Below are 20,540 nucleotides of genomic sequence, written 5' to 3' on the forward strand. Positions count from 1 at the left end.
CTTGCCTCACCCGAACGCCATGGGACGCGCCCACCAGCGTCTCTAGAGTATCAGAACCATCCAATTCACAGCCTGTTCCGAGAGACGCTGGCAGAGCGGCACTTTTGTGCTAGCGAAGGGGTGTGACACCCTTTCCCTGGACAGACCTTCTCATCATCGCCGGCTTGATTCTGCTCAACGGCGTGTTCGCCATGAGTGAACTGGCAATTGTCTCCGCACGCACGGGGCGGCTGCGCTCGGCTGCCAATCAGGGCAGCGCCGCGGCGAAAACCGCGATCGAGCTGGCGGCGGACCCGGGCAAATTCCTTTCAACCGTCCAGATCGGCATCACCCTGATCGGTATCATCGCGGGTGCTTATTCCGGAGCAAGCCTGGGCGGACCTGTGGGCGAGCGGCTGGAGGCTATGGGCCTGCCCGCAGAGTGGGCGGAGGAAGCCGGTTTTGCGCTGGTCATCGCACTGACGACCTATCTCAGCCTCGTCGTGGGCGAACTCGTGCCCAAGCAGGTCGCGCTGCGCGCCGCGGTGCCGATCTCTATCATCATGGCGCGCCCGATGGCGCTGCTTGCAAAAGTGGCCGCTCCGCTGGTCTGGCTGCTGGATGCCTCCTCGGGCCTGCTGATCCGCCTGCTGGGTGTGAAGCCCGCAGGGCAAAGCTCGGTCACGGCAGAAGAGCTGCACATGCTTTTCGCAGAGGCGACCCGCAGCGGCGTGATCGAGAGCGAACAGCACCAGATGCTAGCCGGCGTGGTACGCCTCGCCCAGCGTCCCGTGCGCGAGGTGATGACCCCGCGGACCGATCTCGACTGGATCGACGTCAATGCGGATGAAGAAGCGATCCGCGCGATGCTGGAGGAAAGCCCGCATTCGGTGTGGCCGGTGGCCGACGGATCGCCCGACCGGATAATGGGTCTCGTGCGGGTGCGCGAAGTGCTGGGCACGATGCTGGCGGGCAAGGGCGTGGTGCTCGAAACGCTCATGAAGAAGGCGGAGGTCGTGCCCGACCAGCTCGATGCGGTCGATGCGCTCCGCGTGCTGCAGCAGGCCGATATCGCCATGGCCATGGTGCATGACGAATACGGCCATCTGGATGGAATCGTGACCCCGGTGGACCTGCTTACCGCGCTGGTGGGCGATTTTGCCAGCGACCAGGACCCGGACGATACGCCGGGTATCGTTGAGCGAGACGATGGCAGCCTGCTCGTGGCCGGATCGCTTTCGGCCGATGCGCTCGCCGACCGGCTAGGGCTCGATTACGGCGACGACCGCGAATTCGCGACCGTCGCGGGCTTCTGCCTCGCAGTGATGAAGAAACTGCCCGTCGAAGGCGAATGGTTCGAGGAGCAGGGCTGGCGCTTCGAAATCGTCGACCTCGACGAACGCCGCATCGACAAGGTGCTGGTCAGCGAAGTCGCGGGCAAGGCGAAGCGCGAAGTCACTCCAGATTAAGGTCTCAGGCGACGCCTAACCGGGCCGGTGGAGGCCCGGCAAGGGCGACTGCCCGCCCCGCAGCGGGTGCGGCTTGTCGCACGCCTAGCAAGGACGAACCCGCGTAGGCGGGGTCGCAAAACAATCAGCCAGGAATTACAGCCTGCGCTGATGCGCCGTCACCTTCCGGGGCGGCGATGATGTCGCGGGTCACGCGGCCCTTGGCCACGGTGTTGGTTTCTTCCGAACCCACCTGCGAACGGATGCCCGGTTCGGCCGCACCGGCGCGGTCGAGCGCGCTGGTTTCGACCGAGCTACGCTCTGCAGGGCCACCGAACAGCGCTTCGAGCGTCTGTTCTGCCGCAGTGCCTTCCGTCGGGCGCGGCGCGCCGGGAGCGGGGGGCACGAGGTTGAAATCGGGCGGCACTACGAGCGGCGCCTGGCGCTGGACGGCGAATTCATCAGGGCGTTCGCGGTTCAGGAAACCGCCGCCGCCGCATGCGGCCAGCATGCTCGAAACGGCGCCAAGAAGGGCGATACGGGTAAGGGTATTCATCAGTTGCTCTCCGCGGCGTCTGCCGGTTTGCCGTGCATGAGGTCGTCGACCTCTTCATCGTCCTTGTCGCGCATGAAGAAGGCGCGGGCAAGGATTATCAGGACGCCGATGGTGATGGCCGCATCGGCGATGTTGAAGATCAGGAAGGGGCGGAATTCCCCGATATGGAAGTCGGCATAGTCGATGACATAGCCGAGCTCGTAGCGGTCCTTGATGTTGCCCAGCGCCCCGCCGAGGATCATCGACAGGCCAAGGATATCGCCCAGCGCCTTCTCGCGGAACATCCAGATGGTGACCGCCAGCGCGATCAGCGCGGTCACACCCACCAGGATCCAGCGCGATTCGAAGCTGTCGGCCTCGAACATCCCCATCGAGACGCCGAAATTCTGCGTCCAGCGCAGGTCGAAGAAGGGCAGCAGGTCGATCACGCCGCGCTGGCGCAGCTGCAGCGGCTCTACCATGAGCCATTTCACATACTGGTCCACGCCATAGATGGCGAAGGCGATCGCGACACCGATCAGACGCATGCGAAGAAGCGGGTTCATGTCAGGCAGCATCCATCTGGGTGACGACATCCTCGCAGCGGTCGCACAACGCCCCGTCCTCGGAAACCGAGGGGAGCAGGCGCCAGCAACGGCCGCATTTGTTTTCGTCTGTACGGGTAACGGACACCGTGTCGCTATCGCTCCGGGCGACTGACGCGGTGATGAACAGTTCGGCAAGATCCGCGTCGCTGAAGCCTTCGGGCACCGCGCTGTCGGGGACCACCACATCGGCTTCGAGGCTGGAACGGATGGTCTTGTCGCGGCGCAGCGGCTCGATCGCCTCGGTCACGCGCTCACGCAGATCGCGCAGCTTTTCCCAGCGTGCGCCATCGGCCGATACGCCCGGAACCTTGGGCCATTCGAGCAGGTGGACGCTGCCGCCTTCCGGATAGCGCGTGGTCCACACCTCCTCGGCGGTGAACACCAGCACCGGCGCGGCATAGCGCACCAGTGCGTGGAACAGGATGTCCAGTACAGTGCGATAGGCGTTGCGGCGCGTGCTGTCCGGCCCGTCGCAATAGAGGCAGTCCTTGCGGATATCGAAATAGAAGGCCGACAGGTCCTCGTTGCAGAAATCGACCAGCAGGCGCGTGTAGGTGTTGAAGTCGTAAGCCTCGAGCGCGGTCTTCAGCTTTCCGTCGAGATCGGCGAGCAGCGCGAGGACATAGACTTCCAGTTCGGGAATCTCGCCCGTATCGCCCATGTCGCCGACGAAGCCGTCGAGCGCGCCGAGGAGATAGCGGAAAGTGTTGCGCAGGCGTCGGTACTGGTCGCCCACGCCTTTCAGGATCTCGTCACCGATCCGGTGGTCTTCGGTGAAATCGACGCTCAGCGCCCACAGGCGGATGATGTCCGCGCCGTATTGCTCCATCACCTTCAGGGGATCGATGGTGTTGCCGAGGCTCTTCGACATCTTCTTGCCGTCGCTCGCCATGGTGAAACCGTGGGTCAGCACCGCGTCGTAGGGCGCACGGCCGCGCGTGGCGGAGCTTTCGAGCAGGGAGGACTGGAACCAGCCGCGATGCTGGTCGCTGCCTTCTAGATAGAGATCGGCGGGCCAGCGCTGGTCGGGCCAGCGGCCGCTTTCCAGCGTGAAGGCGTGGGTGCAGCCGCTATCGAACCAGACGTCGAGAATGTCGGTTACCATCTCGAACTCGGCCGGATCATGGTCGGGGCCGAGGAATTCGGCCTTGCGGCTTTCGTCCCAGGCATCGACGCCCTGCTGCTTTACCGCTTTGATGACGCGGGCATTGACAGCTGCGTCCTGCAGATAGCTGCCGTCCTGCCGCACGAACAGCGTGATCGGCACGCCCCATGCGCGCTGGCGGCTCAGCACCCAGTCGGGGCGGCCTTCGACCATCGATCCGATGCGGCGGCGGCCCTTTTCGGGATAGAATTTCACCCGCTCGATCTCGCGCATGGCGATTTCGCGCAGGGTGGAGTGGTCCTTGCTGGTGAACATCGCCACGGCAGCGCCGAAGCCTTCGGGCGCGGCGACGTCGAAATCGCCGGTGTCGAGCGGCTTGTCCATCGGCACGAACCACTGCGGCGTGCAGCGATAGATGACCTTGGCTTTCGACCGCCACGAATGCGGATAGGAATGCTGGTAGTCGTCGGAGGCGGAAAGCAGCGCGCCAGCCTCGCGCAGGTCCGAACAGATCGGCCCGTCGGGCGCGTTGAACGGCTTGTTGATCACCGCGCGGCGGCGCTCGTCATTCCCGCCCAGCCACGGCCAGTCGTCGCGATAGCGCCCGTCGCCCATGACCGCGAAGACCGGTTCGATGCCGTGTTCTCGGCAGAGCAGGAAATCGTCCTCGCCATGATCGGGCGACATGTGGACGAGACCCGTACCGCTGTCGGTGGTGACGAAATCGCCTGCGAGCAGCGGGCGCGGATTTGCGTAGAACCCGCCGAGTTTGTGCATCGGGTGGCGGGCGATGGTTCCGGCGAGTTCGGAGCCTTTCACCATGTGGCGGCTCATCCAATCCACCACATCGTCCGTGGTTTCGACTTCCCCCTGTTCGGGCGCGTCGACTACGGAAAGGCCCGTGCGCTCAAGGAACTCATCCCGGAGTTCGTGTGCGACTAAGTATCTATTTCCGTTGTTCGCATAAACATGCTCGTACTCAACCTCCGGCCCGTACGCCAAAGCCTGGTTCACCGGGATCGTCCAAGGCGTCGTCGTCCAGATTACCGCATGCGCGCCAACCAGTTCCGGAATCGGCGATTCCACGATCTCGAACGCCACGTCGATCTGGGTCGAGGTGATGTCCTCATATTCGACCTCGGCCTCGGCCAGCGCGGTCTCTTCCACCGGGCTCCACATTACCGGCTTCGATCCGCGATAGAGGTTTCCGGCTTCGGCGAACTTCATCAGTTCGGCAACGATGGTCGCCTCGCTTTCCGCCTGCATGGTCAGATACGGATTGTCGAAATCCGCCATCAGGCCGAGCCGCTTCAGCTGCTGCCGCTGAACATCGACCCATTTCTGCGCATATTCGCGGCATTCCTGCCGGAATTCGGCTGCGGGGACCGCCTTCTTGTCCTTCTTCTTCTTGCGGTACTGTTCCTCGACCTTCCATTCGATGGGCAGGCCGTGGCAGTCCCAGCCGGGCACGAAGGGCGCGTCCTTGCCGAGCAGGCTCTGGCTGCGCACCACCATGTCCTTGAGGATGCGGTTCAGCGCATGGCCGATATGCATGTCGCCATTGGCATAGGGCGGGCCGTCGTGAAGGATGAACTTTTCGCGGCCTGCACGCTCTTCGCGCAGCTGCTCGTACAGCTTGTCTTCCTGCCAGCGCGCAAGGATCTGCGGCTCCTTCTGCGGAAGGCCGGCCTTCATCGGAAAATCGGTCTTGGGAAGGAAGACCGTGTCCCGGTAATCGCGCTGTGTCTGGTCGCTTTCTGGCATAGGGTGCCGCCGCTAGAGGAATTGCGCGCCGTAGGAAAGTGTTTCGAAACCGGAACAGCTAGTACCGTCATGCTGATCTTGTTTCAGCATCCATTCCGCAGCCCGCTCTGTCCGACCAGGCGGAGAGATGGACCCTGAAACAAGCTCAGGGTGACGGCTCAGGCGAGAAGACGTTTAGCTTCCTCGCAATCCTGCTCCATCTGCACCACCAGCGCATCGAGCGAATCGAACTTCGCCTCGCCGCGCAGGAAGTGGTGGAAGGCCACCTCGATCTCCTGCCCGTAGAGATCGCCGGAGAAATCGAAGAAATAGGGTTCGAGCAATTCCTTGGGCGGTTCGAACTGGGGGCGCACGCCGATATTGGCCGCGCCTTGCAATTCCTGACCCGTCGCAAGGATGCGCCCGGTGACTGCATAGATACCGTATTTCGGGCGCAGGTAATGTTCGATGGATAGGTTGGCGGTGGGATAACCGATCTCGCGCCCGCGCTTGTCCCCATGTTCCACCACGCCGCGAATGGCGAAAGGGCGGGTGAGGAGGCGCGCCGCTTCCTGCGGGTCGCCTTTGCGCAGCGCCTCGCGCACGCGGCTGGAGGATACGGGCTCTCCGCCGTCCAGCACCGGATCGACCGCGCGGGCCTCGATCCCGACCTCGCGGCCGAGCTCGACCAGCTTCTCGAAATTGCCGCCGCGCGCCTTGCCAAAAGTGAAATCGCCCCCGGTGACCACGCCTTTCACGCCGAGCTTTTCGGCGAGGAGTATACGCACGAAATCCTCCGCCGTCGTCCCCGCCAGCTCTCCGTCGAAATGGAACACCAGCATCGCGGTCGCCCCGGCGGCGAGATAGAGTTCCTGCCGCTGCTCGAGCGTGGTCAGGCGGAAGGGCGGAACGTCGGGCTTGAAGAAGCGCACCGGGTGCGGATCGAATGTCGCGATGATGCTCGGCCGGCCCTCGGCCCGGGCCCATTCGATCGCTTCGCGCGCCACTGCCTGGTGGCCGAGGTGGAAGCCGTCGAAATTGCCCAGCGCCACGATTGCACCGCGCAGCGATTCGGGGAGCGGATCGCGGTGGTCGAGGAACCTCATGGCTTCGCCCCCATCGGTTCGATCCCGGCGCTCAGCACGCGCAGCGCATTGCCGCCCATCGCGGCGCGGATTTCGCCCTCGGAAAAGCCTTCGTCCATCAGCGCCTGCGTCACCTGCGACAGTTCGCTGGTGTCGAAACGAGTCGTGACCGAGCCATCGAAATCGCTGCCGAGCGCGACATGTTCGATCCCCACCAAATCGCGGATATGGCGCATTGCGCTGGCCGTGGAGCGCGGCGAGGTGTCGCAGACGGCGCCCGGCCAATAACCCACTCCGATGATGCCGCCGGTAGCCGCGACCCCGCGGATCTGTTCGTCCGAAAGGTTCCGATTGACACCGCAGGTCGCCTGCACGCCGCCATGGCTGGAGACGACCGGGCGCCGCGCGATGGCGATGATGTCGGCGACGCAGGCCGGGCTGCAGTGCGCGATATCGACCACCATGCCCATCTCTTCCATGCGCCGCACAACGGCGCGCCCCTTGTCGGTAAGGCCCCCCTTCTGGGTGCCGTGCATCGAACCGGCGAGGTCATTGTCGAAGAAATGGGTGAGGCCCGCCATGCGAAAGCCGGCGTCGTACAGCCGTGCGAGATTGGCGGGGTCGCCTTCGAGATTGTGCAGCCCTTCTATGGATAGCATCGCGCCGACGCCATCACGGCCACTTGCGCGGCGTCGAAGCAGGCGGTCGACATCTTCCGCGCCGTGGATCTGGAACAGTCCGTCGCGTTCCTCCTCCACCGCGCGGTCGAGCTTCTGCGCGTGCCAGAGCGAGCGTTCGAGCAGGCTGCCCCATGTCCGTAGCGGCTGGAGCTGGGCGATGACCAGCGGGGTGATGTTGTCGGTATCGCCCGTGTTCGAATCGTAATTCTGTCCGCGCGGCGACTTGGTCACGCTGGAGAAGATCTGTAGCGCAACATTGCCGTCGCGCAGGCGCGGAAGGTCGACATGGCCGCGCGAGGCACGCTGGGTCATGTCGCGCTTCCACAGCAGCGTATCCGAATGCAGGTCGACGATCTGGAGGTCTGCGTGAAGGTCGCGCGCTTCCTGTGAGACCGCGATCAGCGGCTCGCCGTCGATCCGGTTGAGGTCACGCTCGACATATCCGGGCGCGAAGGTGAAGAACACGACCAGCGCCGCTATCACCAGCACGGCGATGCCGATGCCGACCTTGCGCCTCACGCGCCTGTCTCGCCGATGCGTGTGTAGGTGAGGAAGGAATAGGCCGGCCTGTCGTCCTCGGCCTCGAAATCCTCACGCCGGACCATTTCCCATTCCGGGCCGAGCGGGGGCATGAAGACATCGCCGTCGAACTCGCGGTGGATTTCGGTCAGCTCGACCCGGTCCGCCAGCGGCATGAAGATGTCGAAAATCGCCGCGCCGCCGATCACGGCAATGCTTCCCTCGGTGTTTCCGGCCCGATCAAGCGCTTGATCGACCGAACGCACGACTTCCGCTCCGGTCGAATCCCAGCGCTCTCTCCGGGTGAGGACGACGTGACGGCGGCCCGGCAACAGGCCCGGCAGGCTCTCGAAAGTCTTGCGTCCCATGATCATGGGACTGCCCATCGTCAGTGCTTTGAAGCGCTTGAGGTCGGCAGGCAGGTGCCAGGGGAGGCGGCCTTCCTTGCCGATCGCGCCATTGGCAGCGCGGGCATATATCAGGAACAGGCTCATCCGCGGGTGTCGAGCGTGACCAGCGTCATATGGCCCATCTTGCGCCCTTCGCTGGCCTCGGCCTTGCCGTAATCGTGCAGGTGGACCCGTGCATCGCCAAGTTTCGCATGGGCGCTGTCGATGTCGGCCCCCAGGATGTTGCGCATTTCGACCGCAGCGGCGGTGGTGCGCGTGTCGCCGAGCGGCAGGCCCGCGACCGCGCGGATATGGTTCTCGAACTGGCTGGTGGCCGCGCCCTCGATCGTCCAGTGGCCCGAATTGTGTACGCGCGGCGCCATCTCGTTGAAGATCGGCCCATCGCGCGTGGCGAAGAATTCCAGCGTCAGCACGCCGACATATTTGAGCGCGTCGGCGACCTTGCGCGCCAGTTCGCGCGCCTCGGTCACCTGCGCGGCGATCCGCTCGCCCGCCGGATAGTGCGAGGAGGCAAGGATACCCCCCGCGTGGACATTGCGGGGTGAATCCCAGAAACGGATTTCGCCGTCGCGGCTGCGCACCAGGATGACGGAAAATTCCGCCTCGAACTCGACGAAGGCTTCGTAGATACAGGCCGCCTCGGGCATGCGCAGCCCCGCTGCCTCGCGCGCACTACCGATGCGCCACTGGCCCTTGCCGTCATAGCCGTCGCGCCGCGTCTTGAGGATGCCGGGCGCGCCCAGCCGGTCGACTGCGGCTTCGAGATCCTGGCTCGTATCGACCTTCGCATAGGCGGCCGGCCTTCCGCCGAGACCCTCGACGAAGCGCTTCTCATTGAGTCGGTCCTGCGCGGTTTCCAGCGCCAGCGGAGCGGGAAATATCTTGGCCTGCTGGATCGCGCGCGCGGTGGCGACTGGGACGTTCTCGAACTCCCAGGTCACAGCGTCGCAGCGCTCGGCAAACGCGGCAAGGGCGGTTTCGTCGTCCCAGTCGGCGGTGACGAAGTCCTCGCTTACCGCGCTGCTGACGTTATCGCCCTCGGGTGCATAGCCGATGCAGCGATATCCCAGCTGCGCGGCGCTCGTCGCCATCATCCGGCCAAGCTGGCCGCCACCGAGGATACCGATGGTGGACCCGCGTTTCAGCATCAGTCTTCCGGCCTTTCGGTCACCGCGGCACTGCGCGCCATGCGCCAGTCCTTGAGCCGCTGCGCGAGCTCCGCATCGCCATTGGCGAGGATCGCGGCGGCGAGCAGCCCGGCATTGGTCGCGCCCGCTTCGCCGATGGCCAGCGTACCGACCGGGACTCCGGCGGGCATCTGGACGATGGAAAGCAGGCTGTCCTGCCCCGAAAGCGCCTTGGATTTCACCGGCACGCCCAGCACCGGCACATGGGTCAGCGCCGCAATCATGCCGGGCAGGTGGGCAGCGCCGCCAGCCCCTGCAATGATGACGTGAAAGCCCTCATCTTCTGCCGCCCTGGCGAATTCATACATGCGTTCGGGTGTGCGATGCGCGGACACGATGCGGACATCGGCGGCGACGCCCAGCTCCTCCAGCACCTCGGCGGCGCGTTTCATGGTCGGCCAGTCGGACTGGCTGCCCATCACTATGGCGACCCTGGCTTTTCCCCCTTGGGCCATCTCAGCTATCCTTCAGGTAATAGCGTTCGCCGGTGACCTGCGTACCATCGAATTCATAGATGATTGGCTGGCCGGTCGGGATTTCCAGACCGGTGATCTCTTCATCCGATATGTTCGACAGGTGCTTGACCAGCGCGCGCAAGCTGTTGCCGTGGGCGGAGATGATCACCGTTTCGCCTTTGGCCAGCTGCGGCAGGATTGCCTCTTCCCAATAGGGTAGCACGCGTTCGATGGTGAGCTTGAGGCTTTCGGTGCGCGGCACGTCGATCCCGGCGTAACGCGGGTCGTCCGACAGGTCGAATTCGCTGCCCGCTTCCATGTCCGGCGGCGGCACGTCGAAGCTGCGGCGCCAGATATGGACTTGTTCGTCCCCGTGCTTCTCGCGCGTCTGCTGCTTGTCGAGACCGGTGAGGCCGCCATAATGACGCTCGTTCAGATGCCAGTCGCGTGTCACGGGGATCCACAGCCGGTCGCATTCTTCCAGCGCGATATTGAGCGTCTTGATCGCGCGTTTCTGGACGGAGGTGAAGGCGACGGTGGGCAACACGCCCTTGGCCTGCATCAGCCGGCCCGCTGCGCGCGCCTCTTCTTCGCCCTTTTCGGTCAGGTCGACATCCCACCAGCCGGTGAAGCGGTTGGCGAGGTTCCACTCGCTCTGGCCGTGGCGAACGAGGATCAGCTTCGACATGGTTACTCCGGTTTTCCCCTAGGAGCACTGCGCGTTAGCGGCGCGTATCGTCCTTGGAAAGGCCTGTATCGTCCGATTCGCGCATTTCGCGGGTCTGGGCCTTCCTGCGGCGCAGGTTCTCGCGAAGTTTCGCGGCGAGCCTCTCTTCGCGGGTCATCTTGTCGTCTGCAGCGGTCATCGCGCAACCTTTCGCGAAATTCGGCCGCCGCCGCAAGCGAAGGTTGACTTATGCGCCGTCTCTGCCAATAGCGCGCGCCTCCACCCCGCACGGCGTTCCGGCGGGCATAGTGTGCTGCTGTAGCTCAGTGGTAGAGCGCACCCTTGGTAAGGGTGAGGCCGGGAGTTCAATCCTCCCCAGCAGCACCATTTCTTCCCATCGGACTTGCGAAGCGGCGTGCCCTCGGGCAGCGAATCCCGGCACTACGGGAGAGCGCAGCGATGGATTTCCGCCTGACAGAACAGCAACGCGAACTGCAGGATGCAGCGCGCAGCTTCGCGCGTGGAGAACTGCCCGAGCTTGCCCGCGAGATGGAGGAGAAGGACTTCCCCGTTCCCGCAGAAATGGTGCGCCGTTATGGCGAGATGGGGTTCCTGGGCGTCAACCTGCCGGAAGAATACGGCGGCCTCGGCCTCGGCCACCTCGAGGCGCTGCTGGTGCTCGAACAGTTCGCCATGATCTCGAACGCGGTCGCGTTTCCGGTGTTCGAGGCGCTGGTCGGCCCCGTGCGGACGCTGGAGCGGTTCGGGTCGGAGGCGTTGAAGGCGCAGGTAATTCCCGAAGTCGTCAGCGGCGAAGCGACCGTGGCGGTGTCCATGTCCGAACCCGATGCGGGCACGGCGCTGACCGATCTTGCCACCCGTGCGCGCGAGGAGGGCGATTACTTTGTCCTCGATGGCACCAAGCGCTGGACCTCCGGCGCGGGCCATGCGCGCTACTATGTGGTCTATACCCGCCTCTCCGATGCGCCCGGCGCGAAGGGGATCGGCGCCTTGCTGGTCGACAAAGATATGGAGGGCGTTAGCTTCGGCAAGCGCGAACAGCTGATGGGTTTCCGCGGGATCGAGACGCGCGACATCGCCTTCGACAGCGTCAAAGTCCCGCACGAGAACCTGATCGTTCCCGCCGGAGGTTTCGGCAGACTGATGAGCGCCTTCGGGCTGGAACGCTGCGGCAATGCTACCCAGTCGCTCGGCCTTGCTGCCGCCGCGCTCGAACAGGCGACCGAATATGTGCAGGAGCGCACCGCCTTCGGAAAGCCGATCGTCGATTTCCAGGCGGTGCAGATGCGGCTGGCCGAAATGGCGATGCAGGTCGAGGCCGCACGCCTGCTGATCTACCGCGCCGCCGCCAATGCAGAGCATAACGAAGGGGGCCTGCCGAGCGTCTACGAAAGCTCCACCGCCAAGTGCTTCGCCAACGAAATCGTGCGCAGCGTGACCGCCAACGGCATGCAGGTGATGGGCGGCTATGGCTATCACAAGGATTACGGCATGGAACAGCGCGTGCGCGACGGCTTCGCCTGGGGCATCGCCGGCGGCACTACCGACGTGCAGAAGACCAATATCGCCGCCGCCATCGTCGGCCGGCGCTTCGATCAAAGGCGTTGACGCGGCTGCTGTATTGCATAGGTAAGGCGGTATGGACGAAACCGACGAACTGACCCCGCTCGATCCGCGCTACAAGTCGATGATGCGGCTGGTTGCGGGCATCCTCGCCGTGATCCTCATCATTGGGGCCAGCATTGCCGAGTTCGCCATTCCCGGCTGGACCGGGGTGGTCTGGCTCCCGGTCGCTCTCGTGGCGGCCTATCTCGTCCTCTATCTCCCCATGCGGCGCTATGTCACGCGCGGCTATTCGCTGGAGCAGGAGCGGCTGCGCGTGGTGCGTGGCGTGCTGTTCCGTTCCGATACCATCGTACCCTTCGGCCGCGTCCAGCATATCGATGTCGACCAGGGCCCGCTGGAACGCGGCTACGGCCTCGCCACGCTCACCGTGCACACTGCGGGCACGCATAATGCCTCGGTCTCGCTACCCGGTCTTGCACATGAGGATGCGCTGGCGATGCGCGAGGAGATCCGCGCGGCCATCCGGCGCGATACGCAGTAATGACGCGGCAGGAAGACGCACGGCGCACCGATCCGCGCAGCTTCGCCGTGCGCGCGGTGACGATGCTGTTCCAGTTGGTGATCCCGCTGGCGGTCGCCTCGGTGACGATTCTCGACGATGGCGATATCGGCGATCTCGTCGGCTACTTCCTGCCCCTCGTGATCGTGATCATCCTGCTCAACGTCGTCATCGCCTACCTGCAGTGGACCAAGCTGACCTACACCGTGGGCGAAAGCGATATCCGCGTAGAAAGCGGCGTACTGTCGCGTGCGGCGCGCTCCGTCCCTTACGAACGGATCCAGGACGTCAGCCTCGAACAGAAGCTGCTGCCGCGGCTGTTCGGCCTGGTCGAGGTCAAGTTCGAGACAGGCGCTGGCGGGAAAGACGATCTCGCACTGACCTACCTGTCCGAAAGCGAAGGAGATCGCCTTCGCGAACTCGTCCGCACTCGCCGCGATGCAGCGGAAACGCAGGACGCGGAGGAAACTGAAGCCATCCTGGAAGAAGCGGAGGTTCTGTTCGCCATGGGGCCGCGGCGCGTCTTCACCTTCGGCCTGTTCGAATTTTCGCTCGCCGTGGTCGCGGTGCTCGGCGGCCTTGCACAGCAATTCGATTTCCTGCTGCCCTTCGAGTTATGGGATCTCGATCAGTGGGAGCAGCGGCTCGCCGGTCCGGGGCAGCGGCTGGCGGGTCTCGGCCCACTGGCGCAGGCTGCCGGAATAGTCATCGCGCTCGCGGCGCTCGGCGTGGTGGGCGTTACGACGGGAATCGGCCGAACGGCGCTGCGCGAATGGGATTTCCGGCTCGAGCGGACGGCGAAGGGCCTGCGCAGGCGGCGCGGCCTGCTGACCCGGACCGATGTGGTGATGCCGCTGCACCGCGTTCAGGCGCTCCGCATCGGGACGGGCTTCCTGCGGCGCCGATTCGGCTGGCATTCGCTCAAGGTCATCAGCCTCGCCAGCGACAGCGGCGGGGCCAATCACGATGCGGTCCCCTTCGGCCGGATGGACGAGATCGCCCCGGTGGTCGCAGTGACCGGCTTCTCCCTGCCGCCGGAAGATGCGCAATGGGCCCGCGCGCTGGCGCGCTACCGGATCGACAAGGCGGTGCTGGCCGCGCTCTTCCTCGTCCCGGCCACTGTCGTGTCTGCCCTTTTTGCGCGCGAATGGGTCTGGCTGGCTCCTCTGGCCGGGCTGCTCTTCACCGTCGCCCAGCAATGGTGGCGGTGGAAACACGACTACCGCGCCCTTGGTGAAAGCCAGCTCTACAGCCGCCACGGCTGGCTCTCACCCAGTCTCGCGATTGCATCCCGCGTAAAGCTGCAATCGGTCGAAATCGCCCAGGGGCCGGTCGCGCGCAGACGCGGCTACGCCAGCCTCGCCCTCGGTCTCGCCGGGGGCCGTTTGCGCATCAACGGAATGCCCGTGGCAGAGGCGCGGCGCTGGCGCAGCGCAATCTGCGACAGCCTCGCCCGCACCGATTTTTCCCGCCTGCTTGAAGAGAAGGGCGCTCCTGCTCCTTAGGCGCGCAGTTCCGCCAGCTCCTGATGCCGGTCGAAATAGCGCGCGACATAGGAACAGTCGGGCGCGATCTTGAAACCATGTTGCCGGGCATCGGCGATCATGGCCTTGACCAGTTCTTCGGCCACGCCCTTGCCGCGATGGCTGGGCGGAACATAGGTATGTTCGGCGTGCCGTATGCCGCCGCGTTCCGTCCAGCTCAGTTTCGCCGTACTGTCGTCGCCCGGCATTGTCGCGATGTAGTCACCGTGGGTGACCCGGTCGCGGTGTTCGATTTGGATGGCTGCGATACCCATTTTGTTTTCTTTCCTTGCTGTCTTTCCAATTCGCGGGTCGCTAAACGCGTTCCGATGCAATTTCTTTCCGACAATGCCGCCAGTGTTCATCCCGCCGTCTGGGCCGCGATGCACGGTGCCGACCAGCCCGATTCGCCCTATGACAACGACAGTTTAAGCCTGGCTCTCGACGAAAGAATGAATGCGCTTTTCGGCCGTGACTGCGCGGTGCTGTGGGTGGCAACCGGTACTGCGGCAAACTGCCTCGCGCTTGCGACGATGGCGCAGCCGCACGGCGCCGTGATCTGCCACGAAGAAGCGCATATCGAGATGGACGAAGGCGGTGCGCCGGGCTTCTATCTCCACGGGGCCAAGCTCCTGCTCGGGCAGGGGGAGGGTGCGAAGCTGACGGCTGACGCAATCCGCGCCGTGATCGATCCCATCCGGGACGATGTCCACCAGGTCCAGCCCCATGCCATCTCGATTACGCAGGCCAGCGAATATGGCCGTGTCTATCGGCCCCAGGAAATTGCGGCGATTCGTGCGCTGGCTGATGAGCGCGGGCTCGGCCTGCACATGGATGGCGCGCGCTTCGGCAATGCCGCCGCTTTCCTCGACCTGTCGGCAAGCGAGGTGGCTGGGCCCGTCGATGCGCTCAGCTTCGGCTTCGTGAAGAATGGCGCAATGAGCGCGGAAGCCATCGTCTTCTTCGAAGAAGGTCTGGCCGATGTGGCGCGCTATCGCCGCAAGCGTGCCGGACATCTGCAAAGCAAGGGGCGGTTCCTGGCCGCACAGATTCACGCCATGCTCGATGGCGATTTGTGGCTGGCCAATGCGCGGTCGGCCAATGCCGCCGCCGCCGAAATCGCCGGTGCCTGCGGGGAGCGCCTGATGCACCCTGTCGAAGCGAACGAGCTGTTCGTGCGCTGTACGCCCGCCGAACGCGAAACGCTGCGCGGGCAGGGGTTCGGGTTCTACGACTGGGGCGTGGATGCGGCGCGATTCGTCACCGCTTGGAACACGCGCGAGGAAGATGCCCGCGCGCTCGCCACTGCGATCGCGGCACTATGAACGCTTCATCCGGGGGCGAAAGCCTCCTCACCCCGCGAAATCTTGCAGCCTTCCTGCTGGTCAGCCTGATCTGGGGCGGGACCTGGCTGGTCATCCGCGATCAGCTTTCGGTCGTTCCGGCAAGCTGGTCGATCACCTGGCGTTTCGTCGTCGCGGCGGCGGGCATGTTCGTGCTGGCGAAATTCCGCGGCGAGCCGCTCGCCCTGCCGCGCGAAGGCTGGCGCTGGGCCCTTGCGCTGGGCCTGTTCCAGTTCTGTCTCAATTTCAGCTTCGTCTATAATGCTGAGAAATTCATCACCTCGGGGCTGGTGGCGGTCATGTTCGCGCTGCTCGTCGTGCCCAATGCCGTGCTGGGCAAGTTTGTGCTCGGGCAGCCCATCCGCCGCGAATTCGTCCTCGGCTCCACGATTGCGGCGATCGGCGTCGCCATGCTGTTTGCGCAGGAATGGCGCGCGTCCCCGGCGACACTGGGGGAGGTCCTGCTTGGGGCAGCCTTGACGATTGGCGGCATCCTTTCTGCCAGTGCTGCAAATATCGTGCAGGCCATGGATGGAGCCAAGCGCATGCCGCTCCTGACGTTGCTGGCATGGTCGATGGTGATGGGCGTCATCCTCAAAGCCGGCTTCGCGCTGGTCACGCAGGGCCCGCCGCAGTTCGACACGCGGCCGGAATATGCGCTGGGCATTCTCTACCTCGGCTTGCTCGGATCGGTCGTGACCTTCCCGCTCTATTACGGGCTGGTGCGCAAGGTGGGGGCGGGGACAGCGGCCTACAGTTCGGTGATCGTACCGATTGTCGCCATGGTGCTCTCGACCCTGTTCGAAGGCTTTGTCTGGGGCATCCTGCCGGCGGCAGGCGCGGCGATCACGCTGATCGGCATGGTGGTTGCCCTGCGCGGGCGCAGTGCGCCCCCGCCAAGGCGGGCTACGCCAGAGCCCTGATCGCGGCCAGCCCTTCGCGGTAGGTGGGATAGTGCGGCTCCCAGCCCAGCACTCGCTTGGCCTTGCCGTTCGCGACCCGTCGGTTTTCCGCATAAAAGCCCCGCGCCATGGGCGAAAGATCGGCTTCCTCCAGCGTTTGGAGCGGGGGAGGCGCCTGTCCGAGCAGGCGGCAGGCTTCCTCGATCACGGCATTCTGGCTGGTCGGCAGATCGTCGGACAGATTGTAAGCCCCGCGCGGCGCATCGCGCCCGATTGCGGCGGTCAGCCCGCCGACGATATCAATGACATGCACGCGGCTGAACACCTGCCCGGGCAGGTCGATACGGTGTGCCTTGCCGCTTCGCACCCGCTCGAAGGCGCTGCGGCCCGGCCCGTAGATCCCCGACAGGCGGAACACCCGCGCGCCCAGGTCCAGCCACCGCGCATCGCACTCGGCGCGTGCGGTGCGCCGCCCGGTTCCGGTGGGCGCACTTTCGTCGACCCATGCGCCTTCGACGTCGCCATAGACGCCGGTGGAGGACAGATAGCCCAGCCACTTGCCCTCCAGTGCCTCGGCATAGCGGTCCAGCACGGGGTCGCTGTCGCCGGCTGGCGGCACAGAGCTGAACACGTGGCTCACCTCGCGCAGGGCGGCGCGCACCGCCTCTTCGTCCTCGAAGTCGAGGTTTCCTGCGCTGCCGGTGGCATCGATATGCCAGCCTTTGCTACGCATCTCTTGTGCAAACCGCCCCGCCGTGTAGCCGAGGCCGAAGATGAACAAACGGGCCATCCGGGCGTAATAGCCGAGGAACCCGCAAAGGACAGGACGAGAATGGATATCGCGCGCACGCCTTCGACACCCGATGGCAATCCCGAGATGGCCGATGCGGCCGTGGAGCCCACGGCACCGCCGGAAATCCGGCGCGAGGATTACCAGCCTTTCCCCTGGCTGGTGCCCACGACCCGGCTTGATTTCGAGCTCGGCCTGGAAAAGACGCGCGTCACCGCGCTGTTGGAGGTCGAACGCAACCCCGATGCGGACGCCTCGCCCACGATCCGGCTGAATGGCGACGGGCTTGAACTGGTCTCGCTGCGTTGTGACGGCGGTGAGTGCGCCGGACACATGATGGACGGCGACGATCTGGTAGTCACGCTGGAAGGCGATCGGCACATGATCGAGATCGTGACCGAGATCGACCCCGGCGCGAATTCGCAGCTGATGGGTCTTTACGCCTCCTCCGGCATGCTCTGCACCCAGTGCGAGGCCGAGGGTTTTCGCCGCATCACCTTCTTCCCCGACCGCCCGGACGTGCTCTCCACCTACACGGTGAGGATGAGCGGGCCGAAGAAGGATTTCCCCGTGCTGCTTTCCAACGGCAACCGGGCCGGTATGGGTGAAGATGGCGCAACTCACTGGGCCGAATGGCACGATCCCTGGCCCAAGCCGTCCTATCTCTTCGCGCTGGTTGCTGGCGACCTCGTGGCGCGCAGCGACAGCTTCACCACCATGGGCGGGCGCGAGGTCGAACTGAACGTCTGGGTGCGCGAGGGCGACCTCGAGCGCACCGAGCATGCCATGGAGAGCCTCAAGCGCTCGATGAAGTGGGACGAGGACACCTTCGGCCGCGAGTACGATCTCGACCTGTTCAACATCGTCGCCGTGTCCGACTTCAACATGGGCGCGATGGAGAACAAGGGCCTCAACGTCTTCAACACCAAATACGTCCTCGCCGACCCCGAAACCGCCACCGATGGCGACTATGACGGGATCGAAGGCGTGATCGGCCACGAGTACTTCCACAACTGGTCGGGCAACCGCATCACCTGCCGCGACTGGTTCCAGCTGAGCCTCAAGGAAGGCTTCACCGTGCTGCGCGACCAGCTGTTCAGCCAGGACATGGGGAGTGCGCCGGTCAAGCGGATCGAGGACGTGCGCGTGCTGCGCGGAGTGCAGTTCCCCGAGGACTCGGGACCGCTAGCCCATCCGATCCGCCCCGACAGCTACCGCGAGATCAGCAACTTCTACACCTCGACCGTCTACAACAAGGGCGCCGAAGTCATCCGCATGATGCGCACCATGGCAGGGGAAGAAGCGTTTCGTCGCGGCACCGATCTCTACTTCGACCGCCACGACGGCGAGGCGGCAACCTGCGAGGATTTCGTCAGGGCGATCGAGGACGGCACGGGTCTGGACCTGTCGCAGTTCCGTCTGTGGTATTCGCAGGCCGGGACGCCGAAGGTGAGCGTTGAACTCTCTCATGAGGGCGACGAAGCTGTCTTGACGCTGTCACAGGCAGTCCCGCCGACTCCCGGTCAGGACGACAAGAAGCCCATGCCCGTACCGCTCAGGATTGCGCTGTTCGATCGGGAGAGTGGGTCGCATTCCGGCGAGCATCTGGTGGTTCTCGACAAGGCGAGCGACACTTTCCGTTTCTCCGGTTTTGCCGAAAAGCCGGTACTCTCCATCAATCGCGGCTTTTCCGCGCCGGTCACCATCGGGCGCGATATCGCGCCCGATGAGCTTGTCTTCCTGGCCGCGAAGGATGACGACCCCTTCGCGCGGTACGAAGCGATGCAGGATCTCATGGTTCGCCACCTTGTCACAGCCAGCAAGGGAGAGCTGTCGGAAGACACACGCAATGCCGGACGAGCCGACATCGTCCGCGCTCTCCGTGCGGTGACCGATGACGATGCGCTCGACGATCTGATGCGCGGCGAACTGCTCTCCATGCCGAGCCAGACGTATATCGCCGAGCAGATCGAGGCCGCCGATCCCGGTCGTATTTTCGAGGAGCGTGAAGGGCTGAAAGCATTTATTGCCAGTGAGCTGCAGGACGAACTCCATCAAATCTACGATCGCGCCGAAAAGCTCCCTTATTCACAGAGCGCCGAGGCGAAGGGGGCACGCAAGCTCAAGACGCTGATCCTCGCATACGCCGCTGCCGACGATCAGCAGAAGGCTGCCGAACTTGCTGCCCATCAGTACGACCGCGCCGACAACATGACCGATCGGCAGGGTGCCTTGATGGTGCTGACCGGGATCGATAGCGCCGAGCGGACCGGGCGGCTTCTGGACTTCTATAACCGCTATCAGGGCAACGCGCTGGTGGTCGACAAATGGTTCGCTTTGCAATCTAGTTCACTCCACCCTCAGGTCATCGAGCATGTCAAAGCGCTCGCCGAACACCCGGACTTCACGCTCAGGAATCCGAACCGCGCTCGCTCGCTCTACATGCCGTTCACCGGCGCGCCTCATGGCTTCCATGCCGCAAATGGCGAGGGCTACAAATTGATCGCCGATCTCATCCTGGATCTGGACCCGATCAATGCACAGACTGCGGCGCGCTTTGTGCCCGCTCTGGGGCGCTGGCGGAAGCTCGAGCCAGGCCGATCGGCGCTCATGCGCGCGGAACTCGAACGCATTGCCGCCTCGCCCAAGTTGTCGCGCGATACTTTCGAACAGGTCACCCGTTCGCTTGGCTGAGGTGCTGACTTCCGAGGCGCTCAACGGCGTGCCGCATGGCTTCTCCACTCGCGAGGGGTTGCAGGGCGAAGACGTTCTGCCCGGCGCGCCCATGGTGAAGCTCGATCAGGTCCATTCCGCCGAAGTGGTGATCATCCGCGAAGCGGGCGGCGAAGTGCGTACGGGCGATGCCATGGTAACGGACCGGCCCGGCCTGCTGCTCGGGATCGTCACCGCCGATTGCGCGCCTGTCCTGTTCGCCGACCTCGAGGCTGGTGTAGTGGGGGCGGCCCATGCGGGCTGGCGAGGCGCGCGCGCAGGGGTGCTTGAGAATACACTGGAGGCGATGGAAGAACTTGGCGCCGACCGGGTTCGGATCGCTGCCGCTATCGGGCCTACCATCGCGCAGGACAGCTACGAAGTGGACGCCGCCTTTCGCAGCGAATTCGAGCTCGCTGACGATCCGTTCTTCCGGGCCGGACATGGCGGGCGTTTCCAGTTCGACCTGCCTGCTTATGTTGCTTGGCGGTTGCGTACCGCGGGTACGGGGCGAATCGCCGATCTCGCGCTCGATACCTACGCCGACGAGAGCCGATTCCATTCTTATCGTCGCGCGACCCATCGCGGTGAGGAGACAGGGGGGCGACAGACCAGCGTGATTGCCTTGCCCTCTCTCGATTGAGCTTGTCGAACCCAACGGTGCATTCGGACCAAAATGGCGGTTGGCAAGGGGTCGCATAGC

The 20,540-nt window shown here is 64.5% G+C and carries 20 protein-coding genes and 1 tRNA gene; 9 read left to right on the forward strand and 12 right to left on the reverse strand.

Annotated features, from left to right (window positions below; all coding sequences use genetic code 11):
* Positions 1–122 precede the first annotated feature (122 nt).
* Positions 123–1,448, forward strand: coding sequence for a hemolysin family protein (locus AC13CE_RS08230; protein ID WP_473820827.1), 1,326 nt, complete (start codon positions 123–125; stop codon positions 1,446–1,448).
* Positions 1,449–1,572: 124 nt separating this feature from the next.
* Here the strand turns inward: AC13CE_RS08230 and AC13CE_RS08235 are convergent, their stop codons facing one another.
* The 10 genes from AC13CE_RS08235 to AC13CE_RS08280 all read right to left on the reverse strand — a co-directional run bounded on the left by AC13CE_RS08235 (position 1,573) and on the right by AC13CE_RS08280 (position 10,620).
* Positions 1,573–1,983: a DUF3035 domain-containing protein gene (locus AC13CE_RS08235; protein WP_221538229.1), complete on the reverse strand. Its 411-nt coding sequence runs from the start codon at positions 1,981–1,983 to the stop codon at positions 1,573–1,575.
* Entirely contained in the window at positions 1,983–2,528 is a 546-nt protein-coding gene (gene lspA / locus AC13CE_RS08240) for a signal peptidase II (RefSeq protein ID WP_482972116.1), read from the reverse strand. The genes AC13CE_RS08235 and lspA overlap by 1 nt, the downstream gene beginning before the upstream one ends.
* 1 nt (position 2,529) lies before the next feature.
* Positions 2,530–5,439 (reverse strand): isoleucine--tRNA ligase, encoded by a 2,910-nt coding sequence (ileS, locus tag AC13CE_RS08245; protein ID WP_482972117.1) that lies wholly within the window; start codon positions 5,437–5,439, stop codon positions 2,530–2,532.
* Positions 5,440–5,597: 158 nt separating this feature from the next.
* Positions 5,598–6,524, reverse strand: coding sequence for a bifunctional riboflavin kinase/FAD synthetase (locus AC13CE_RS08250; RefSeq protein ID WP_482972118.1), 927 nt, complete (start codon positions 6,522–6,524; stop codon positions 5,598–5,600).
* Complete coding sequence (locus AC13CE_RS08255; RefSeq protein WP_482972119.1) at positions 6,521–7,702, reverse strand: dipeptidase; 1,182 nt, start codon at positions 7,700–7,702, stop codon at positions 6,521–6,523. The genes AC13CE_RS08250 and AC13CE_RS08255 overlap by 4 nt, the downstream gene beginning before the upstream one ends.
* The gene (locus AC13CE_RS08260) at positions 7,699–8,196 is read right to left on the reverse strand and encodes a dihydrofolate reductase (protein ID WP_482972120.1); all 498 of its coding nucleotides are present in this window, start codon (positions 8,194–8,196) and stop codon (positions 7,699–7,701) included. The genes AC13CE_RS08255 and AC13CE_RS08260 overlap by 4 nt, the downstream gene beginning before the upstream one ends.
* Positions 8,193–9,260, reverse strand: coding sequence for a 5-(carboxyamino)imidazole ribonucleotide synthase (locus tag AC13CE_RS08265; RefSeq protein WP_482972121.1), 1,068 nt, complete (start codon positions 9,258–9,260; stop codon positions 8,193–8,195). The genes AC13CE_RS08260 and AC13CE_RS08265 overlap by 4 nt, the downstream gene beginning before the upstream one ends.
* Entirely contained in the window at positions 9,260–9,754 is a 495-nt protein-coding gene (gene purE / locus AC13CE_RS08270; protein ID WP_221538236.1) for a 5-(carboxyamino)imidazole ribonucleotide mutase, read from the reverse strand. The genes AC13CE_RS08265 and purE overlap by 1 nt, the downstream gene beginning before the upstream one ends.
* 1 nt (position 9,755) lies before the next feature.
* Positions 9,756–10,442, reverse strand: a complete 687-nt coding sequence (gene gpmA, locus AC13CE_RS08275) for a 2,3-diphosphoglycerate-dependent phosphoglycerate mutase (protein WP_482972122.1) — start codon at positions 10,440–10,442, stop codon at positions 9,756–9,758.
* 34 nt (positions 10,443–10,476) lie between these two features.
* Positions 10,477–10,620, reverse strand: coding sequence for a hypothetical protein (locus AC13CE_RS08280; protein WP_221538238.1), 144 nt, complete (start codon positions 10,618–10,620; stop codon positions 10,477–10,479).
* A gap of 113 nt (positions 10,621–10,733) precedes the next feature.
* Here AC13CE_RS08280 and AC13CE_RS08285 point away from each other — a divergent pair.
* The 4 genes from AC13CE_RS08285 (at position 10,734) to AC13CE_RS08300 (ending at position 14,072) form a co-directional block, all read left to right on the forward strand.
* Positions 10,734–10,808: transfer RNA gene (locus AC13CE_RS08285), tRNA-Thr, on the forward strand.
* Between the two features lie 72 nt (positions 10,809–10,880).
* Positions 10,881–12,050: an acyl-CoA dehydrogenase family protein gene (locus AC13CE_RS08290; protein WP_482972123.1), complete on the forward strand. Its 1,170-nt coding sequence runs from the start codon at positions 10,881–10,883 to the stop codon at positions 12,048–12,050.
* 31 nt (positions 12,051–12,081) lie between these two features.
* Complete coding sequence (locus AC13CE_RS08295) at positions 12,082–12,549, forward strand: PH domain-containing protein (RefSeq protein WP_482972124.1); 468 nt, start codon at positions 12,082–12,084, stop codon at positions 12,547–12,549.
* Complete coding sequence (locus tag AC13CE_RS08300) at positions 12,549–14,072, forward strand: PH domain-containing protein (protein WP_482972125.1); 1,524 nt, start codon at positions 12,549–12,551, stop codon at positions 14,070–14,072. The genes AC13CE_RS08295 and AC13CE_RS08300 overlap by 1 nt, the downstream gene beginning before the upstream one ends.
* Here AC13CE_RS08300 and AC13CE_RS08305 read toward each other — a convergent pair.
* Positions 14,069–14,365 (reverse strand): GNAT family N-acetyltransferase, encoded by a 297-nt coding sequence (locus AC13CE_RS08305; protein ID WP_221538241.1) that lies wholly within the window; start codon positions 14,363–14,365, stop codon positions 14,069–14,071. The genes AC13CE_RS08300 and AC13CE_RS08305 overlap by 4 nt on opposite strands.
* A 54-nt stretch (positions 14,366–14,419) precedes the next feature.
* On the opposite strand from AC13CE_RS08305, the gene AC13CE_RS08310 reads away from it, so the two are divergent.
* The gene (locus tag AC13CE_RS08310; RefSeq protein WP_482972126.1) at positions 14,420–15,415 is read left to right on the forward strand and encodes a threonine aldolase family protein; all 996 of its coding nucleotides are present in this window, start codon (positions 14,420–14,422) and stop codon (positions 15,413–15,415) included.
* The gene (locus AC13CE_RS08315; protein WP_482972127.1) at positions 15,412–16,356 is read left to right on the forward strand and encodes a DMT family transporter; all 945 of its coding nucleotides are present in this window, start codon (positions 15,412–15,414) and stop codon (positions 16,354–16,356) included. The genes AC13CE_RS08310 and AC13CE_RS08315 overlap by 4 nt, the downstream gene beginning before the upstream one ends.
* Here the strand turns inward: AC13CE_RS08315 and AC13CE_RS08320 are convergent.
* On the reverse strand, positions 16,340–17,125 hold the full coding sequence (locus tag AC13CE_RS08320) for a Rossmann-fold NAD(P)-binding domain-containing protein (protein WP_482972128.1): 786 nt from the start codon (positions 17,123–17,125) through the stop codon (positions 16,340–16,342). The genes AC13CE_RS08315 and AC13CE_RS08320 overlap by 17 nt on opposite strands.
* Positions 17,126–17,167: 42 nt before the next feature.
* Between AC13CE_RS08320 and pepN the strand changes: the two genes are divergently transcribed.
* Both pepN and pgeF read left to right on the forward strand, forming a co-directional pair.
* A complete protein-coding gene (gene pepN / locus AC13CE_RS08325) occupies positions 17,168–19,819 on the forward strand; it encodes an aminopeptidase N (RefSeq protein ID WP_482972129.1) in 2,652 nt (883 codons plus the stop codon).
* Positions 19,812–20,480, forward strand: a complete 669-nt coding sequence (pgeF, locus tag AC13CE_RS08330; protein ID WP_482972130.1) for a peptidoglycan editing factor PgeF — start codon at positions 19,812–19,814, stop codon at positions 20,478–20,480. Before pepN ends, pgeF begins: the two co-directional genes overlap by 8 nt.
* Positions 20,481–20,540: the final 60 nt, after the last annotated feature.

It is taken from the genome of Qipengyuania sp. B-5 (genome assembly GCF_056857815.1).

What these genes read in the sequence shown, in the direction of transcription:
- pepN (WP_482972129.1), top strand. Translation starts at nt 17,168, where the DNA reads ATGGATATCGCGCGCACGCCTTCGACACCCGATGGCAATCCCGAGATG.
- lspA (WP_482972116.1), bottom strand. Translation starts at nt 2,528, where the DNA reads ATGAACCCGCTTCTTCGCATGCGTCTGATCGGTGTCGCGATCGCCTTC.
- ileS (WP_482972117.1), bottom strand. Translation starts at nt 5,439, where the DNA reads ATGCCAGAAAGCGACCAGACACAGCGCGATTACCGGGACACGGTCTTC.
- purE (WP_221538236.1), bottom strand. Translation starts at nt 9,754, where the DNA reads ATGGCCCAAGGGGGAAAAGCCAGGGTCGCCATAGTGATGGGCAGCCAG.
- AC13CE_RS08280 (WP_221538238.1), bottom strand. Translation starts at nt 10,620, where the DNA reads ATGACCGCTGCAGACGACAAGATGACCCGCGAAGAGAGGCTCGCCGCG.
- AC13CE_RS08250 (WP_482972118.1), bottom strand. Translation starts at nt 6,524, where the DNA reads ATGAGGTTCCTCGACCACCGCGATCCGCTCCCCGAATCGCTGCGCGGT.
- AC13CE_RS08265 (WP_482972121.1), bottom strand. Translation starts at nt 9,260, where the DNA reads ATGCTGAAACGCGGGTCCACCATCGGTATCCTCGGTGGCGGCCAGCTT.
- AC13CE_RS08235 (WP_221538229.1), bottom strand. Translation starts at nt 1,983, where the DNA reads ATGAATACCCTTACCCGTATCGCCCTTCTTGGCGCCGTTTCGAGCATG.
- AC13CE_RS08290 (WP_482972123.1), top strand. Translation starts at nt 10,881, where the DNA reads ATGGATTTCCGCCTGACAGAACAGCAACGCGAACTGCAGGATGCAGCG.
- AC13CE_RS08295 (WP_482972124.1), top strand. Translation starts at nt 12,082, where the DNA reads ATGGACGAAACCGACGAACTGACCCCGCTCGATCCGCGCTACAAGTCG.
- AC13CE_RS08310 (WP_482972126.1), top strand. Translation starts at nt 14,420, where the DNA reads ATGCAATTTCTTTCCGACAATGCCGCCAGTGTTCATCCCGCCGTCTGG.
- AC13CE_RS08315 (WP_482972127.1), top strand. Translation starts at nt 15,412, where the DNA reads ATGAACGCTTCATCCGGGGGCGAAAGCCTCCTCACCCCGCGAAATCTT.
- AC13CE_RS08305 (WP_221538241.1), bottom strand. Translation starts at nt 14,365, where the DNA reads ATGGGTATCGCAGCCATCCAAATCGAACACCGCGACCGGGTCACCCAC.
- gpmA (WP_482972122.1), bottom strand. Translation starts at nt 10,442, where the DNA reads ATGTCGAAGCTGATCCTCGTTCGCCACGGCCAGAGCGAGTGGAACCTC.
- AC13CE_RS08300 (WP_482972125.1), top strand. Translation starts at nt 12,549, where the DNA reads ATGACGCGGCAGGAAGACGCACGGCGCACCGATCCGCGCAGCTTCGCC.
- AC13CE_RS08320 (WP_482972128.1), bottom strand. Translation starts at nt 17,125, where the DNA reads ATGGCCCGTTTGTTCATCTTCGGCCTCGGCTACACGGCGGGGCGGTTT.
- AC13CE_RS08260 (WP_482972120.1), bottom strand. Translation starts at nt 8,196, where the DNA reads ATGAGCCTGTTCCTGATATATGCCCGCGCTGCCAATGGCGCGATCGGC.